At 70.4% G+C, this 16,973-nt stretch carries 15 protein-coding genes and 2 tRNA genes; 10 read left to right on the top strand and 7 right to left on the bottom strand.

What is annotated here, in order from left to right; all coding sequences use genetic code 11:
- The first annotated feature begins 335 nt into the window (after window positions 1-335).
- From ACFQS1_RS21710 to ACFQS1_RS21730, 5 genes are all read left to right on the top strand, one after another.
- Window positions 336-3,209, top strand: a complete 2,874-nt coding sequence (locus tag ACFQS1_RS21710) for an ATP-binding protein (protein WP_378971161.1) — start codon at window positions 336-338, stop codon at window positions 3,207-3,209.
- Between the two features lie 99 nt (window positions 3,210-3,308).
- Complete coding sequence (locus tag ACFQS1_RS21715) at window positions 3,309-3,746, top strand: VOC family protein (protein ID WP_378971163.1); 438 nt, start codon at window positions 3,309-3,311, stop codon at window positions 3,744-3,746.
- A complete protein-coding gene (locus ACFQS1_RS21720) occupies window positions 3,743-4,879 on the top strand; it encodes a serine hydrolase domain-containing protein (RefSeq protein WP_378971166.1) in 1,137 nt (378 codons plus the stop codon). The genes ACFQS1_RS21715 and ACFQS1_RS21720 overlap by 4 nt, the downstream gene beginning before the upstream one ends.
- 9 nt (window positions 4,880-4,888) lie before the next feature.
- Window positions 4,889-5,653, top strand: coding sequence for a class I SAM-dependent methyltransferase (locus ACFQS1_RS21725; RefSeq protein WP_378971168.1), 765 nt, complete (start codon window positions 4,889-4,891; stop codon window positions 5,651-5,653).
- 192 nt (window positions 5,654-5,845) lie between these two features.
- Entirely contained in the window at window positions 5,846-6,274 is a 429-nt protein-coding gene (locus tag ACFQS1_RS21730) for a contact-dependent growth inhibition system immunity protein (RefSeq protein ID WP_378971170.1), read from the top strand.
- On the opposite strand, the gene ACFQS1_RS21735 is transcribed toward ACFQS1_RS21730, so the two are convergent.
- From ACFQS1_RS21735 to ACFQS1_RS21755, 5 genes are all read right to left on the bottom strand, one after another.
- The gene (locus tag ACFQS1_RS21735) at window positions 6,165-6,716 is read right to left on the bottom strand and encodes a Uma2 family endonuclease (protein ID WP_378971173.1); all 552 of its coding nucleotides are present in this window, start codon (window positions 6,714-6,716) and stop codon (window positions 6,165-6,167) included. The two genes, ACFQS1_RS21730 and ACFQS1_RS21735, sit on opposite strands and share 110 nt — an antisense overlap.
- A 173-nt stretch (window positions 6,717-6,889) precedes the next feature.
- Window positions 6,890-7,543, bottom strand: coding sequence for a nucleotidyl transferase AbiEii/AbiGii toxin family protein (locus ACFQS1_RS21740; protein WP_378971175.1), 654 nt, complete (start codon window positions 7,541-7,543; stop codon window positions 6,890-6,892).
- A 1-nt stretch (window position 7,544) separates the two neighbouring features.
- Window positions 7,545-7,961 (bottom strand): hypothetical protein, encoded by a 417-nt coding sequence (locus ACFQS1_RS21745; protein ID WP_378971177.1) that lies wholly within the window; start codon window positions 7,959-7,961, stop codon window positions 7,545-7,547.
- 308 nt (window positions 7,962-8,269) lie between these two features.
- Window positions 8,270-8,345 (bottom strand) — tRNA-Arg (locus ACFQS1_RS21750).
- Between the two features lie 36 nt (window positions 8,346-8,381).
- Window positions 8,382-8,472: transfer RNA gene (locus ACFQS1_RS21755), tRNA-Ser, on the bottom strand.
- A 919-nt stretch (window positions 8,473-9,391) separates the two neighbouring features.
- On the opposite strand from ACFQS1_RS21755, the gene ACFQS1_RS21760 reads away from it, so the two are divergent.
- On the top strand, window positions 9,392-10,075 hold the full coding sequence (locus ACFQS1_RS21760; protein WP_378971179.1) for a hypothetical protein: 684 nt from the start codon (window positions 9,392-9,394) through the stop codon (window positions 10,073-10,075).
- Window positions 10,076-10,143: 68 nt separating this feature from the next.
- Here the strand turns inward: ACFQS1_RS21760 and ACFQS1_RS21765 are convergent, their stop codons facing one another.
- Window positions 10,144-10,911, bottom strand: a complete 768-nt coding sequence (locus ACFQS1_RS21765) for a CPBP family intramembrane glutamic endopeptidase (RefSeq protein WP_378971182.1) — start codon at window positions 10,909-10,911, stop codon at window positions 10,144-10,146.
- A 210-nt stretch (window positions 10,912-11,121) separates the two neighbouring features.
- Here ACFQS1_RS21765 and ACFQS1_RS21770 point away from each other — a divergent pair, with 210 nt between their 5' ends.
- Window positions 11,122-12,237 (top strand): globin domain-containing protein, encoded by a 1,116-nt coding sequence (locus ACFQS1_RS21770; RefSeq protein ID WP_378971184.1) that lies wholly within the window; start codon window positions 11,122-11,124, stop codon window positions 12,235-12,237.
- Here the strand turns inward: ACFQS1_RS21770 and ACFQS1_RS21775 are convergent.
- Window positions 12,221-13,741: a peptide deformylase gene (locus ACFQS1_RS21775; RefSeq protein ID WP_378971488.1), complete on the bottom strand. Its 1,521-nt coding sequence runs from the start codon at window positions 13,739-13,741 to the stop codon at window positions 12,221-12,223. The genes ACFQS1_RS21770 and ACFQS1_RS21775 overlap by 17 nt on opposite strands.
- A 301-nt stretch (window positions 13,742-14,042) precedes the next feature.
- Here ACFQS1_RS21775 and ACFQS1_RS21780 point away from each other — a divergent pair, with 301 nt between their 5' ends.
- The 3 genes from ACFQS1_RS21780 to ACFQS1_RS21790 all read left to right on the top strand — a co-directional run bounded on the left by ACFQS1_RS21780 (window position 14,043) and on the right by ACFQS1_RS21790 (window position 16,957).
- Window positions 14,043-14,825 (top strand): hypothetical protein, encoded by a 783-nt coding sequence (locus ACFQS1_RS21780; RefSeq protein WP_378971186.1) that lies wholly within the window; start codon window positions 14,043-14,045, stop codon window positions 14,823-14,825.
- A 169-nt stretch (window positions 14,826-14,994) separates the two neighbouring features.
- Window positions 14,995-15,945, top strand: a complete 951-nt coding sequence (locus ACFQS1_RS21785; protein WP_378971189.1) for an NBR1-Ig-like domain-containing protein — start codon at window positions 14,995-14,997, stop codon at window positions 15,943-15,945.
- Window positions 15,946-16,099: 154 nt separating this feature from the next.
- A complete protein-coding gene (locus ACFQS1_RS21790) occupies window positions 16,100-16,957 on the top strand; it encodes a peptidoglycan-binding domain-containing protein (RefSeq protein ID WP_378971191.1) in 858 nt (285 codons plus the stop codon).
- Window positions 16,958-16,973: the final 16 nt, after the last annotated feature.

A 16,973-nucleotide genomic window follows, 5' to 3' on the forward strand; every position in this document is an offset into this window, starting at 1 on the left:
CGTGTGGGTGATCTTGTGGTGAGAACTACCTACCGAGGGCCCCACGTCCGATTCCAGCACCGCCGGATTCGACACCCTTCGTCCGTGTCGTACCAATCAATACTTATGCGTCGCTGAGATCAGCTCATTTGCCGCACATTCGTCAACGCTTTTCCGAGGCGACTCGCCGCGGCGTTCCCCAGGCGCGGGCCACCACGTCCCGCGCCGGTGTTCGTTTGCGCGGGCTACGCCCCGCCCGGGCCGTGGCGGGATGAAGTCCGCCAGCGACCTCACGGCCGACTGCGCGCGAGCCGGGACCCGCCGATAATGTTGGTGTGCGCCAGGTGCTATGTCCTGTGCTCGTAGGGCGGGACGATGAGTTTCAGGTCCTGCTCGATGGGCTCGACCGCGCCGCCGAGGGCGACGGTGGCGCCTTCGTCGTGACCGGTGAGGCCGGAGTCGGCAAGTCCCGGCTGGTGCGCGAAGTGGCGCAGGTGGCCGCCGCTCGCGGGCTTCCGGTTCTTACCGGCCGGGCCGTAGCCGGTGGGGCCGCGTTGCCGTTCCGGCCGCTGGCCGAGGCCGTGATGGGCTGGCTGCGCCGATCCGGCGGGCAGGATCTGGCGGAGCTGCGATCGATTCGCCCCGCGCTCGGCCCGCTGGTGCCGGAGTGGCTTCCCGCTGAGCCGATCCCTGGCGGGAGGTCCCCGGTGGTGATCGGCGAAGCGCTGTTGCGTCTGCTCCGCTTCGTCGGCGAGGAGCGAGGGTGTCTGCTCGTCCTCGAGGACCTGCATTGGACCGACAGCGAGTCGCTGTCGATTCTGGAGTATCTGGCGGACAACCTGGCCACGGAAGGCCTCGTCTGTCTGGCCACCCTCCGTGCGGAGGAGGGCGGCGCGGGGCGGAATCTGGTCGACTCGCTGGTCGGGCGTCGCGCGGCGCGGGCGGTCGAGCTGGCGCGACTGGATGACGAGGCGACCCTCGACTTGGCTCGGGCCTGCCTGTCCACCCCGGCGTTGCCGGCTGCGGTCGAGACCTTCCTCGGCGCGCACGCCGACGGCCTGCCCTTTCTGATCGAGGAGCTGCTCGCCGGACTGGTGGCCCGTGGAGCGCTGGTCGAGCACGACGGCCACTGGACTACACGTGGCCCGCTGGACCGGCGGGTACCGCCCACGTTCGCCGACGCAGTCGGCCGGCGGATGGCCGCCCTGCCACCGTACGCCCGCAGCGTGCTGCACGCCGCCGCATTGCTCGGCCGGCGCTTCGAGTGGTCGCTGCTACCGACCGTCACCGGGCTGGACCACGCTGAGGTGGTGACCGCCCTGCGCCGGTCGGTCGAGGCGCAGCTGGTGACCGCCGAGGACGACGACTTCCGGTTCCGGCATGCGCTGACCCGCGAGACGGTGCTGGGCGACATGGTCGCGCCGGAACGAGCGGACCTCGCCGGGCGGCTGTTGCAGGCGGTGGACCAGGCTCACCCGGACCTGGCGGGAGCGTGGTGTGAGCTGGCGGCCGACCTCGCCGAGGCGGCCGGCGACCGGACCCGGGCCGCGCGATTGTGTTTGACGGCCGGACGGCGGGCCGTCACCGCAGGCGCCCTGGCCACGGCGCAGGAGACGCTGCACCGGGCTCGACGGCTCGCGTCCGGCGACCCGGCGCTGGCGGCGCCCATCGACATCGCGCTCACCGACGCGCTGGCTCAGTCCGGCCAGGTGGATCAGGCGTTCGAGCTGGGCAAGACGCTGCTGGCCGGACTGGATGCGGCATCACGCCACCTGCCGGTCCGCGCCGACCTGCACCTACGGCTGGCCCGCGCCGCGGTGGCCGCCGGCCGCTGGCGGGTCGCCGCGGATCATCTGGCGGCCATCCCGGACGTGCCCGCCGATCAGCGGGCCGGGACGGCGGCCGTCGTCGATGCGCTCGGCGCCCAGGTCGCCCTGGGGCAGGCTCGGCTGGGCGAGGCCGACCGGCTGGCCTCGGCCGCGCTGAGCGTGGCGGAGCGGAACGGGCTGCCTGCGGTCGCATGTGAGGCGCTGGAGGTGCGCGGCCGGGTCGCCCGCCAGCGGGACCTGCCGGCGGCGGAGGCGGCGTTCGCCCGCGAGCTTGCCGTCGCCACCGCCCACGGTCTTCAGTTGTGGCGACTGCGTGCGCTGCACGAACTCGGTACGGTCGACCAACTGCGCACCGAGAGCGTCGACCGGCTCCGGCAGGCACGCCAGCTGGCGGTCGAGGTCGGCGCTCTGGCGCTGGTGGCCACTCTGGACCTGCAGATCGCCGCCGGGCTGGTCAAGCAGTTCCGGCCCGAGGAGGGGCTGGCGTCCGCGCGTGACAGCGCCGGGATGTCCCGGCGGCTTCGGCTGGCCACCCTGCCGATGGCGCTGATCCTGCAGTCCGCGGCGTACGCCCAATTGGGTCGCACCGGCGACATGGAGGCCGGCCTGCGGGAGGCATTGACCCTGGCCCCCGACGACCTGGACGTACACGGCAGCGCCTGGGGCCATTGCCGGGCAACTGCCTCGTTGCTGGCGGAGAACCGCGCGCGGGCACTGACCGAGATGGCCACCGGTGCCCGGCTGCTGCAACGGTCACCGGCCACCATCGCCCCGCCGTTCCTCGGCTTGCGGGTGCTGCTGCTGGCGGTCTCCGATGACGACGACGCCGCCCGGGCGGAGACCGATCGGGTGCGCGAGTCCGGCGCGACCCGGCACCGGGTGGTGGCCACGCTGCTCGGCTACGCCGAGGCGGTCCTGCTCGGCCGGACCGGACACCACGCGGCGGCCACGGCCGCGTTCGCCGCCGCCGACGGGGAGATGGGTCCGCTGGTCGCCTGGTACCGGCAGTACGCCCGTCGATCGGTCGCCGAGGCGGCGCTGGCCGACGGCTGGGGTGACCCGGTGCCCTGGCTGCGGGAGGCGGCCGCCTACTTCGCCGCCCGCGGCGATCAGGTGGTCGCGGCCGCGTGCCGTGAGCTGTTGCGCCGGGTCGGAATTCCGGTTCCCCGGCCCGGCCGGGGCGACCCGAGGGTGCCGGCGAAGCTTCGGGCGCTGGGCGTGACCAGCCGAGAGGCCGAGGTGCTGGCGTTGCTCGCCGAGGGCCTGACCAACCAGGAGGTCGGCGCACGCCTGCACGTCTCGCCCCGCACGGTCGAGAAGCACGTGGCCGGTCTGCTCGCCAAAACAGGCTGCCGGCGGCGCGCCCAGTTGGCTGGGTATTCCGCGCGGTTGTCTCCGTAGCCGGGCGGCCACGGAACGGGTGATCCTCCCGACGCGGGCCGGGCCGGGCGGCAGCGAACATCGGACTACCGCGTCGCCCCGACCACTGGAGGAGTTCCGATGACCACGTTTCCCGCCGCTGTGCACCACGTGGCGCTCACCGTCACCGACCTGGCCGTGAGCCGGCCCTGGTACCGGCGGCTGCTGGGCACCGAGCCCGTCATCGACGAGGATGTCCCGGCGCTCCCCGGCCACCACAAGGGCTTCCACCACACCGTGTTCGTGTTGCCGAGCGGCGACGTCCTCGCCCTGCACACCCACGCCGCCACGGACGGCTCCGATCGGTTCGACGAATACCGTCCCGGCCTCGACCACATCGGCTTCCGCTGTCGTGATCGCGACGAGCTGGACCAGCTCGAGGCACATTTGGACGGACTCGGCCTGCCGCACGGCGGCATCGCCGAGGACGGCCTCGGTGCGGGTCTGTCGTTCCGCGACCCCGACGACATCGCCCTGGAGTTCTGGGCTCCCCGCACGCCGGAGGAGGCGGCCCGGTGAAGTCGGTTATCGATGCCGTCCTGCTGGCGGCCGTGACCAGCGGCGCGGTCCCGGCCGTGGTTGCGTTGGCCGCCGATGGGAACGGCGAGATCTACGAGGGGGCGGCCGGGCCCCGGGCGGCGGGCGGCAGCGACCCGGTCACCGCCGACAGCATCTTCCGGATCGCGTCCATGACCAAGGTGATCTGCACCGTGGCCGCCCTTCAGCAGCGGCAACGCGGCACCCTCGACTTCGACGCACCGGTCGAGGCCTATTGCCCTGAGTTCGCCGGCGTACCGGTGCTCGACGGCTTCCAGAACGGTGAACCAGTCCTGCGGGCGCCCGCAACGCGCGCGACGGTCAGGCAGTTGGTCACGCACACCACGGGCCTGACGTACGGGTTCTGGAACGCCGCCATCAACCGCTGGCAGAAGGCCACCGGCGGCGGCGACGTCTTCACCACCCCGATGGTCGCCGACCCGGGCACCCGGTTCGAATACGGCATCAACACCGACTGGCTCGGCAAGGTCGTGGAAGCCGCCGCCGGCCAGTCTTTGGACGACTACCTGACCGAGCACGTCTTCACGCCGCTCGACATGAAGTCCACGACCTTCGTCCGTACCGAAGACCAGCGACTACGCACCGTGCCCGTGCACGACAGGACGCCCGGTGGCGGCTGGGTCGCCACCGACATCGACTGGGATCCACGGCCCGGGTACTGGTCGGGCGGCCACGGCCTCTACTCCACGCCCCGCGACTTCCTGCAGGTACAGCGCATGCTGCTCGGCGAAGGGTCCCTGGCGGGCGCGGCGGTTCTCTCACCGTCATCGGTACGGGAGGCGTTCACCAACCAGATCGGCGACCTCTGGTTCCCGGCCGTGATCCGTACCGCCGACCCGGTGGCGAGTTGCGACTACCTCGCCGGTCCGGGCCTGAAGTGGGGCTGGGGGCTGCAGTTGACCACCGAGGACCGGCCGGGCCTGCGGTCCGCCGGCAGTGGCGGCTGGGCCGGCATGTTCAACACCTACTTCTGGGTGGACCCGGCCGCCGGGATCACCGGAGCCGTCTACACGCAGTCCCGGCCGTTCCTCGACCCGGACGTGCTGCGGACGTACGCCGACATCGAGCGGGCGCTGTACGCGTCGCACCGCTGAGGAGAAGTCATGGACCCGAAAGCGTACGAGCGCTACCTCGTACCCGTGCTGTTCGCACCGCTGGCCGAGGCACTGCTCGCGGCCGCCGGCCCGGTACCGGGCCGGCGGGTCCTCGACGTGGCGTGCGGCACCGGCATCGTCGCGCGTAGTGCCGCCGCCACCGCCGCCGCCACGACCGGCCTGGACAAGAACCCGGCCATGCTGGAACTGGCGGCGTGCCTGGACTCCCGGGTGCGCTGGGTGCCGGGCGACGCGGCCGCGCTGCCGTTCGCCGACCACAGCTTCGATGTGGCGTTCTGCCAACAGGGCCTGCAGTTCGCGACCGATCCGGCCGCCGCGCTGCGCGAGCTGTGCCGGGTCCTCGCGCCGGGTGGCCGGCTCACGCTCGCCCTGTGGTGCGACATCTCCCGCTCACCCGGCTTCGCCGCACTCGCGACCGTCCTGGACCGGCACGGCGGGCCCGGCGACCTGATGCGCGCGCCGTTCCGGCTGAGTGACCCCCGCCGTGTCCGCGCGCTGCTCACGGCTAGTGGCTTCGCGCCCGGCCGCCGTACCACCTGCGTGATCAGTGCTCGATTCCCATCCGTGGCGGAATTCTTCGCCCAGCAGGCCGCCGCCTCCCCGCTTGCCCCAGCGTTGCGTCAGCTGAGTCTCCGAACCCGTCAAGCCATGATCGGCGATCTCGAGGAGACCCTGGCCGACCGCCTCGACGACGACGGCCTGCTGTTCCCGGCCGAGAGCCATCTCGTCACCGCTGCCCGTCCCGTCAGGTAGCCTGCAGCCGGGCGAGCCGCTTCGGCGGCGTGCGGGCTCCGGCAAGACGGCCGGCGGCGGCGGATCCAGCACCCGCGGACGGACATCCCGAAACAGCCGAGCATCAACAGTCCCACACGTGGGAAGGTTGGGCTCAATTGTGGGACACAAGAAGGCCGTGACCCACGTCCTACCTGGTCACGGCCTTCTGGTTTGCGCGCCCGAAGGGACTCGAACACCCTCGTCCCGCTGGCGCTCGACCAGGTCGAGCAGGATCCGCTTGCCGAGGGTGACTTCTATCCGGGAGACCTCCTGGACGCCTTGATCCGGCGCGTGCCCGACTCTTACTGGGCAGGCGCACGAAGATCAACGTACGCGCGTGCGCACCGTGGCCCAGGCTCTGGACCCGGAGGAGACCTTCGACGTTCTCTACAACCGCGCCACCGAATTCCTCCGTCGATAGCGTCGCGCGAAGAGCCGCCGACCCCGACCGAGAAGCTACCGGGCGACATCCCTCCAACGGTGCTGATGCTCAGTCGATATCTGGAGAGGTCGTCAGCAGCCAGGCGATCAGTTGGGGGCCGGCCGGGTCGGGTTCGTACTCGCCGGTGGCCCGGTCGAGGGTGTGCCGGTGCACGGTAGTGATACTGTCGCGCTCGATGACCCAATAGCGGGGGATGCCGGCCTTGGCGTACTCAGCCTTCTTGATGACTCGGTCCACGATTTCGGCGCCCTTGGAAACCACCTCGATGGCGAGCAGCAGCCCGTCCGTTCCGGCATAGCTGGACCGGGTGGGACGCGGGGGTAGACCCTTCGCCCACACCGTCAGATCCGGAACGCGTCCGCCGCCGACATCGATGCCGCAATCCGCGACCACTTGTTCGCCTCCGTAGCCGTTGGTCAAGAACCAGGCGAACAAGCGGGATACCAGCAGGGCGCGATCAGCATCCGCGGGAGGTTCGACCGTTAGCACTCCCTCGGGGCTGAGCTCGTAGCGATGGTTCTCATCGGCCGCCGCCATGGCCGCGAGATCATCCAGCGTGATCTGCGTCGGCATGTGTGCGCCCACGGCTTCGGCGCTCATGTGGCACTTCCTGGTTTGTCCGAGCCAGAAGGACCGCGAAGATCGAACAGGTACGCCGGCGCGGCGGAGTGCCGCTGGTCACCACGTCGAGAATTCATTAGTGCGCATCCTGCGCCGGTCATCCGGGCCACCTCCTGCATCGATCCGAGGTTCACGAGGAGCCCAAGATCGGGCTACTCCTGACGAGCGAGGAGCTCGTCGCGCCACCGCGCAAAGCGCTCCCGCATCGCGGCGATGTGGTCCGGGTCGGCGCCGTAAGCGATGAAGCGCCGATCCGGGTATCGCGGCAGCATCTCGAAAAGTTCAGCGAGGACTGTGCGGTCGAAGCCCGCATCTGCCTGCTCCGCAAGGTCGAGGAGCTGCTCGCGCGTGAAACGGCCGGACACTACGGCTGCGTCGACATCCAGGAAGTCACGCGGCTCTGCCCGGGTAAACAAGGCTGACATCTTCCCAGCGACGACGTCGTCGACGTGCAGAACCGGACCGACGTCCATGATCACCGGTGGCAATGCGCGCCAGTTTGCGGCCAACTCGACCTTGTAGGGCTTTTCCGGCAAGGCTTGGTCGGTTACTGCGAGCCGGGCGAAGGTGTCGAACTGCTGCGTCACAGCAACGGCATAACCAGCAGCGCGGTACGCGTCAACCACTGCGTCGACGGCCGCCGCGAAGTCGTCGCGGCGTTCCCAAGCGGTGAACAGATCGATGTCCTCGCTCGGACGATCGAGGATGCCGTGAGCCTGGACGGCGTAGCCGCCGGCCAGGGCGAAGCCATACCGACCGGCTACCCGAAGCCCGAGTTCCGCCAGCTTGAGCAGGCCGGGATCCACGCTAGCCGGCCAGCGCCCGAGGTGGCGCGGCCAGTTCCGGGAAGCGTGACTGCCACAGCGCCCGTAAGCGGGCAGGGAGCCAGAGGTTCGGCCACAACCGTCGCAGGAGATCACCGTCGAGCCATCGACTCAAGTCTTCTGCGGTTGCCGCCTGGTTCAGAACGGTCTGATACATGAGCTGGAGGTCCCCGGCGTCGTCCAGGTCGTAGGTGGCATCGCCGGACCAGTCCAACGAACGGTCGAGGGTCACCATCCCACCGCGAGGGCCGCGCAAATCGCTCAACCTCGCCGGCACGGCATAGTGCCGCTGATCGGCGTATCGCGAACCCGACGGTGCCCGCTCTGCCCGCGTCATCGTTCCCACCTCCTGCACCGATCGTAGATTCGAGAACAGCCGGGAGCTATCGAGAAGCGCCACGCGCCGGGCCTCCCTATCCGCGGGAGGTCCGGCGACGCTGCCACAGCGGGCCCCGACTCGCGAACCATTCGCCACGATGCCGACCGGGATCCCGGTCGGGTGCACGAACAGTCGCTCCACTCTCCGGAACGGTCAAGTCGTTCGCGGGCCGCGCTCTCAAGGACGTATAAGGCCTGGTCAGCACCAGTCCGGACAGCGCCCCGGAGCACCATCGGAGCACCACACGCCAAAGGCCGGGAAACACGCCATCAAAACCGGGAACGAGAAAGGCCGCCACCCACGTTTCCGCTGGTGACGGCCTTCTGATCTGGCGCGCCCGAAGGGACTCGAACCCCTAACCTTCTGATCCGTAGTCAGATGCTCTATCCATTGAGCTACGGGCGCTCAGTGCTCCGCCAGCATACACACCGGCCTTACACGCGGAGACTCCGGGATTCGAACCCGGGAGGGGCTTTAAAACCCCAACCGCATTAGCAGTGCGGCGCCATAGACCAGACTAGGCGAAGTCTCCACGGCAGCCCGCAAGCTGCCGACGCTTGAGGATACCGGACCCGGTCAGGGCCACACAAAGAGGTTGGCCCCCTCGCGCGCGGCAACTGATTCGAGCAGGTGAAACGCCGGTTATGCGACTAGGCTGCCACCCCATGGAGGAGAAGCCGCCCACCGAGCGTCGCGGTCGTTCCGCGCGGCCCGCGTTCAGCGCGCCCGCGCCGCCCAAAGCGGAGGAAAAGCCGCCTGCTCCGGCGCCGCGCCGTGCCGCCAAGGCGGCGCCGGCGGTCATGTTTCAGGCGCCCATTGCCGAGAATCACCCCGACGAGGGTCCGGCATCTGCCGAAGTTTCCGGCCGTTCTCCGCAAAAACGACCATCCCGTACGCCTCGGCGCTCAGCGGACGAGTCTCCCCGCAAGGCGGCGCCCCGCAAGGCACGGCCGACGCCCGAGGGCCCGGAGATCCCCGCCCAGGCCACCGCCGGCCAAGCGGCCGAGCGAGTCCCCGCGAAAGACCCCGAGCCCACCCCGACAGCCGACAAGACGCCAGCAGCCAACACGGCACCGCCAGCGGAAGAGGCGCCGGCAGCCCAGGGCGCGTCAGCGGCCAAGAAGGCCCCGGCAGCCGACCAGCCCGCAAAGCCGGCCAAGCGCCCCCCGGCCAAGAAGGCGATCCCGGCCAAGAAGGCGGCCCCCGCTAAGAAGGCGGCCCTCGCTAAGAAGGCAGCCCCGGCCGAGAGGGCAGCCTCCGCCGAGAACGCCACAGCCACAAAGCCGCTCGAGACCGCCGTCGCCCCGACGAAGGCCGCACCGGCGAAGAAAGTCACCCCCGCCACTCCGCAAACCGCTCAGCCGGCACGGAACCGGATCGAAGAGCCGCAAACATCCGATCCCTGGTCCAGACTGATAGCCGACCCGGGCCACGCCCCCGAGCTCCTCGCCTTGGCCGCGGTCCAAACCATCGGGCCGAGGGCGCAGTCCTGGGCGGCCAAGACCCGGGACGCCTACCCCACCGCGTCCGCCCAAGCCCTGGCCCGGCTGGCGAAACAGCAGTTCACCCGCTTCGGCGGCCTCGGGAGCGTCTTCGGCGCGGTGGCCGGGACGTACGCCCCGATCACCCTGCTGGGCACCGCCGCGATCACGCACGCCGAGCTGATCCTGCACCTGGCCGCGGCGTACGGCCTGGACCCCACCGATCCGCGCCGCGCCGCCGACCTGCTGCTCATCACTCGCGTCCACCCCACCAGGTCCGACGCCGAGGCCGCCCTCGAAGCCGCCCGCCGGCACGGCAAAGCCCCGGACGGCAAAGCACAGGACGGCAAAGCGCAGGACAGCAACGCGCAGGACGGCAAAGCGCTGGACAGCAACGCGCAGGACGGCAAAGCGCAGGACGACAAAGCGCAGGACAGCGAAGCCCAAGACAGCGAACGGGCGCACGAAGACGGGGGCCTCCGCGCCGCCGTCTGGCGGCTAGGTCGCATGGTCGCCGTCCAGACCGGCGGCTGGGCCGCCCTGCGCCTGGTGAACCGCTACTTCCCGGGCACCAGCCTGCTCGCCGCCGTCCTCACCAGCACCGCCTCGACCCAGGCCGTGGCCTCCCGGGCAGAGGCCTACTACCGCCGCTGAACCCAGGCCAATGGCGCAAGCCAGCAGCCCAGGCCAACGGCGCAAATCAGCGGCGCAAATCAGCGGCGCTAGACCCAGGTCAGCCAGGAATGCGGCAACAGCTGGTATCCCACGAACGCCGTGATGTCCAGCAGGCTGTGCGCCACGATCAACGGCAACACGCGCTTGAAGCGGAGGAAGAACAGCGCGAACACCACCCCCATCACCGCGTTCCCCACGAACGCGCCGAACCCCTGGTACAGGTGGTACGAACCCCGCAGCACCGCCGACGCGACCACGATCCACCCGAGCGGCAGCGACATCGACCTCAGCCGGGTGATCAGGTACCCGACGACGATCACCTCTTCGAGCACCGCGTTCTGGATGGCGGACAGGATCAGCACCGGCACGGCCCACCAGACCGGATTCAGGGCCGCCGGGATAATGCGGGCGTTCAGGCCGAGCACCTGGGCCACGTACACCAAAAGCAGCCCGGGAATCCCGATGCCGGCGGCCAGCAACGCGCCCCAGCCCACGTCGAAGCCCGGTCGTCCGGCCGTGAGGCCGAGGGTCTGCCGCACGTTGATGCGATCGCGGGCCAGCAGATAGATCGCCAGCGCCACCGGCACCAGGTCGAAGAAGATCCCGAGCAGCTGGTACGTGAGGTCCAGGTACGGCCGCGGCGACTGCGACGCGTTGAGGACCGCCGCCTGCTGCGACAGCGGCTTGCCCGCGGTCAGCTTGGCGGCCAGCGACACCACCGCGTAGATCGCCGACTGGCCGAGCGACAGCAGCAGCACGATGACGATCTCGGTGGTGAGGACGCGACGCCCGGGCACAACTCGATCAAGAGTCACGCGAACACACTAGGGTCTGTGTCGAAGCCGGAGACGGGCTGCGGCGTGGCCCAGCCGCCGTCTGACCGCACGCGCAGACCCTAGGAGCCCGACAAGAGACCTCTGGCGTAAGCATAAACGGACCTATCCGGGCAAGCGACGCGCCGCAGACTGAGACGAGTCGCACTTTTCGTGCGTCGCATCGGCGACTGACGTGACCACCCTGAGGTCATGGGAGACCTCGCACGCTTGCTCAAGGAGAGCTGGAGCCTCGTCGAGGAGCATCTTGACAAGGTCGCCGGGTATTTCTACGCCCGGATGTTCCTGTCCTATCCGGATCTCCGGGAGCTGTTCCCGGTGCACATGGACATGCAACGGTCGCGCCTGCTCCACGCGATCGTGACCGCGGTGCAGACGATGGACGACCCGGAGAAGTTCGACGACTACCTGCGAGGGCTCGGACGCGATCACCGCAAGTTCCACGTGGAACCGGAACACTACGAGGTGGTGGGGGGCGCCCTGATCGAGGCGATGCGGACGTACGCGGGCGAGCAGTGGGGTATCGAGTACGACCAGGCGTGGGCCGACGCGTACGCCGTGATCGCCTCCCGGATGATGGCGGGCGCCGACGCCGACCCCAACCCGCCCTACTGGTACGCCGAGGTGGTGGCGCACGAGCGCCGCTCGCAGGACATCGCCGTCTTCACCGTCCAGCCGCTGCAGCCGCTGGAGTTCCGCGCCGGCCAGTACCTCAGCCTCGAGTGCCCGAAGTACCAGCCGCGGCTCTGGCGCACCTACTCGGTGGCGAACGCGCCGCGCCGCGACAACACCCTCGAGTTCCACGTGCGGGCGGTGGGCGCCGGCTGGGTGTCCAGCGCGCTGGTGCGCCGCGTCGCGATCGGCGACATGATCAAGCTGGCCGCGCCGATGGGCACCATGAACCTGGACCGGCGCTCGACGCGGGACGCGGTGTTCGTGGCCGGCGGCACCGGGCTGGCCCCGGTCAAGTCGCTGCTGGAGGAGCTGACCCGCTACAACCGGACCCGCTGGGTGCATGTCTTCTTCGGGGCCCGGAACCGGGACGATCTCTACGACCTGGCCGACCTGAACCGGCTGGCCGCCCGCTATCCGTGGCTGTCGGTGGTGCCCGCGTGCAGCAACGACCCCACGTTTCCGGGCGAGCAGGGCCACATCTCCGACGTGGTGGCCCGCTACGGTCCGTGGAGCGACCACGACTTCTTCGTCTCGGGCTCGGGCCCGATGGTGCGGTCGACCCTCAAGACGCTCTCGGAGCTTCAGGTCCCCTCAATCCGCATAAAATACGACAGCTTCACGGATATGACTTGATGGTCTGCTGGTACACGGCGACCGGCACCAGGTGCGACTCGGCGTCCATCCGGTCCACGTAGAGCCGCCCCTCCAAGTGGTCGATCTCGTGCCCCACGAGCCGCGCCATCGCGCCGTCGAACGACGTGATCACGCGGGCGCCGTCGTAGCGGGCGTGCTCCACCTCGATCCGCACCGGGCGACGCACCAGCCCGCGGTAGTCGAAGAACGACAGACACCCCTCGTACTGCTCGTCGCGCTCGGTCGACTCGCCCACCACCCGCGGGTTGAGCAGGATCAGCGGCGCCGAGCCCAGGCGCACCACCGCGGCCGCCACCGACCGGCCGAGCTGCGGCGCGGACAGCCCGACGCCGTGGTCGAAGTCGTGCAGCTCGGCGAGGCGTCCCAGCGCCGCGAGCAGCGCGTTGACCGCCTCGCGCGCCGAAGCTCCCTCGCGCGGCAGCTGGAAATGCCGGGCCCGCTGCCGCAGCAGGTCGGAGCCGCGCTGCACGATGCCGATGCCGCGCAACTGCCGCGACGCCCGGGGGCGGCCGTTCAGCCGGGCGGGGGCGAATTCCGCGTACGACGGAGCGCCCACCCCGCGGAACCGCCACTCCAGCCGGTACCGGGCGTTGAGCTGCGGCGACTCGGTCGACCACTCGAAGATCGCCCGGTCGTGCGAGTCGAGCCGCTCGAGCGGGGTCCGCACCGGCACCTCGGCGGCGAGCGACGTCTCCACTCCCCAGACCTGCGGGTCGAACCCGGTCGGGAAGTCCAGCCGCACGGTCAGGCGGCGGGTCGGCAGCCGGATCGCGCGCTGGAACCACTGCCCCCACTTCTCGATGCCGACCGTGTACGCGTACTCGATCACCGTCCGCTCGCCGGGGTAGAGCGGGAACTGCCCCTTCTCGTTGGCGAAGAGCAGCCACACCTCCTTGGCCGCGTCCCGGTCGAGCTTGACCTGCCACTGCATCGCCTCGGTGGCGTCGGCCTCGCCGGCCACGGCGGTGAGCGCCATCTCCTCGAAGGTCAGCGGGTGGTCACGGTGGTGGCGGTTGGAGCCGGACGGGTCGTGCGGGTAGCGGTCGACGGCGATCTTCACGAGGTACCGCGTGACCGGCTCGGCGCCGGCGTTGTAGAGGTTGCGGCGCACCCGGCAGCGGTACGACCCGTCCTCGTACCGGAGCTCGGCGACCTCCTGCTCGATGATGAGCCCGGTGCCCGGCGGCAGCCACTGCACCGGCACGGGCGGATCGCGGTGCAATGTCGTTCCTCGCGCGTGCCGCAGCTCGTCGTATTCCTGGAAGCGCTGCCAGATGATCCCACCGGCGCCGAGGACTGCTTCGGCCCGGCGGGCGAAGTCCTCGGTTGGCTTATGTCGCCGCCCCTCGACATGGCTCACATAGGAGGGATCGAAGCCCATCCGGGCGGCGAGCTGCTTCTTGCTCATCCCGCGCTCGACCCGCCAGTGCGCCAGCGCCGTCACAAATTGGTCAGCGGCCCGCTCGACGGGCGAGGTGGTCATCATCGATGTCCCCTTCGCGACGAGAATTTAAGTGTCACCGCCCCTCGTGTCCGCAAGGTGCTAGTAGCGCGTAGCCGACAGATACCTTGACGAATCCGGCAACGCGTCAACGCGTAGTTAGGCAACCCTCGCCGTGGGTATTAGCCCGAAAGATCGGGCCGCCGCGTTGGTTAGGCTAGCCTTAGAGGTGTACGGTGGGTCGTCTTGGAGGCCCGGGCACAGGGTTGGTGTCGGCGAGGTATGGCGAGGTGAGAGCGGTGGCAGGGATCGATGCGTCGCCGCGGACCGGTTGCCGTCCGTGATGACCACCACCCTCGAGGCCCGCCCGCTGTCCCCGATCACCGCCACCCTGACGGCGATGTTCGGCACCAGCACCGAGATCCCCGGCCTCGCCCCCGACCTGGTGGTTACCGACCCGGCGGCCTGGCGGCCCACGTCGCTGCTGGCCGGCGACGCGCTCGACCTGCTCCTCGAGTCCGCCGGCGCCCGCTGGACGGCCCAGCCGCACGCCGCCGCCGCGCTGGCCTGGAAGGCGTACACCTATTGGCTGGCCCTGCCCGCCGTGCTGGGTTATGCCTCGGCCCGCCGCATCCCGCTGCTGACCGGCGCGAACGTGCTCATGCACTTCCGCGATCCGCGTCCGCTGGTCACCCTGGGCCTGCACCCCGCCATCCCGGTCGCGGTCCTTCCGCACGACCCGCTGGCGCTTTCCGGCCTTCCGCAGGTCCGCGTGGTCGCCGATGAGGACGCCCTGCTGGCCGAGCTGCGCCGCAGCCTGCTCGACGACCATCTCACGCCGCTGCTCGACGCCATCCACGACCGCGTCCGGCTCGGCAAGCGCACCCTGCTGGGCTCCCTCGCGTCGGGCGTCGCCTACGGCGTCCTGCGCAGCGCCGACGTCCTCCCCGGCCCATCCGCCGAGACGATCGGCCGCCTCCTGCACGCGCTCGGCGTCGAAGACCTCATCGAGCTCGTCCCGGACGCCGCCGGCAAGCTCGATGTCCAGCGCAAAACCTGCTGCCTGGCATTCACGCTGCCTCAGCCCAAGGTTTGCCGCGGCTGCTGCATCAAACAAAACCCCTGACGCGTACGAGTTCGCCAAGGCACTCGCCGCGGCGCCACGCGCCGTCGTTGGTCACCCTCCGCGCGCGGCCGCCGGGCTGTCCCGGCCGGTGGCGCCGCCACGTTGATTGGCGTTGACGCCCTTCGATAGCCTCTGACAGGCCTGACAACGGTGTCCGACAGGGGGATGGATGGAAGCACAGCGCGCCGCCACCGAGACAAAACTGCAGGTCACGGCAGCCGCGTGCTTCGCCGAACAGCTGCGCGCCCTGCGCGCCGGGGTGGGCGATCCGTCGTTCCGCAAGATGGCCGGGCGATCCGGCCGGATCTCGCACACCACGTTGCACGAGGCTGCCGCCGGCACCCGGTTTCCGTCCTGGGAGACGACGCGCGAGTTCGTCCGGGCATGCGGGGCGGACGAGGCCGCATGGCGGCTCCGGTGGCAGGCGGCTCAGCGCGGCACCACAAAGCCGGACGCAGCGGACCCCGAACCGGGCGCGGCGCACCCCGCACCGGACGCTGTGGACAGCGCGCCGACCGTCGTCACCCCGTCGGAGTTTGTGCCGGCACCCTCGCAGGCGCTGCAGGTGGCGGCGACAGCGCCCGCTCCGAGCATCATCACGGTCGCGCGGCGGCGGTGGTGGCCGTGGCTGGCCGCGGCCACGGTGGTGGCGATCGTCGCGGTCGTGAGCTTCACCAGCCGGGGCGACGAGCGGCAGGATCCCGGCGCGGCCGCGGCTCCGCCCGTACCTTCGTCCGGCCCATCGGCCGAGTCGTCCGACGCGCTGGTCCCCGGGGACGCGAGCCGGTTCGTCGGCGACGTCACCATCCCGGACGGCACCAAGGTGAAGGTGAACGCTCATTTCGTGAAGGTCTGGGCGATCGCCAACGTCGGAACGGTCGGCTGGCACCACCGCTACCTGGCGCCGGCCCAGCCCGGGGACACCGACGGCTGCCAGGTTCCCAGCCGCGTGGAGATCGGCGACACGTTGCCCGGCGAGCAGGTGATGATCAGCGTTCCGGTGGTCGCGCCGGGCCGGCCCGGGCGGTGCTGGGTCAGCTGGAAGATGGTCGACGAGCAGGGCCGGCCGTACTTCCCCAGTCGCCGGCCGGTCTACTTCCTCGTCAACGTCACCCACTGACCTGACAACACCGCACCTGACAACACCGCATCCACAGAGGTCAGTGGCCGTCTTACAGATCTGACAGGTCATCCGGGGTACCGAACAGCGGATCTCCTCTCGCAAGGTGGTGTCCGTTCCGAACGGGACGCACCACCAACGCGAAGGATCGACCATGCGCCGTCCCCTGCTAGCCACCGGCCTGGCCGCACTCTGCATGGCCGTCGGCGTTCCGGCCCACGCTTGGGCCGGGACCTCCGGCGCCGCGACCTCCGGCGTCACGACCGCGCCGGTCGTCGTGAACATGGAAGCCACCGTCCTGGCCGCCCAGATCGACCCCCGGCGGGCCGATCACACCCTGACCCCGGGCGCGAAGGACTCGGTCCTCGCCGTCGAACAGGCCCTCGAGGACCTGAACCTGCTGGACCCGCAGTGGGTGGACGGCTATTTCGGCACCACGACCATCGCCGCGTATGCCGCCTACCAGAGCTCGCTCGGTTACTCCGGCCTTGCCGCCAACGGGCTCCCCGGCGTGACGTCGCTGACCAAGCTCGGGCACAACCGGTTCACGGTCAGCAACACCATCGGCCCCGGCGCGAAGGTTCAGCGTTCCGGGTACGTGGTGGACGCCCGTACCCAGGCGATGCTCACCGCCGCCGAACGCCTGCTCGGCTACCCCCTCACCCTCGAGCAGGGGTCCTACAACCCCGGGGGCGACCCGACGTCGGCCGGCACGCACGACGGCGGCGGCGTGGTCGACATCTCGGTCGCCGGCATGACCGCCGCCAAGCGGACCGCCGTGGCTCGGGCCCTGCGCCAGGTGGGCTTCGCCGCCTGGGTGCGCGACCCGAGCCAGGGCGACTGGCCCTGGCACATCCACGCCGCCGCGATCAGCGACACCGACCTGTCCAGCCAGGCCCAGCACCAGACCGGCGACTACTACCTCGGTCTGAACGGCCTGGCCAACCGGGGCGCGGACGACGGACCCAAGGTCCCGATCCGCACCTGGGAGCAATACCAGCGCGGGCACTGACCCGCGCCGCCCATCC

This window comes from Paractinoplanes rhizophilus, from assembly GCF_042664765.1.
GTDB classification, from domain to species: Bacteria; Actinomycetota; Actinomycetes; order Mycobacteriales; family Micromonosporaceae; genus Actinoplanes; species Actinoplanes rhizophilus.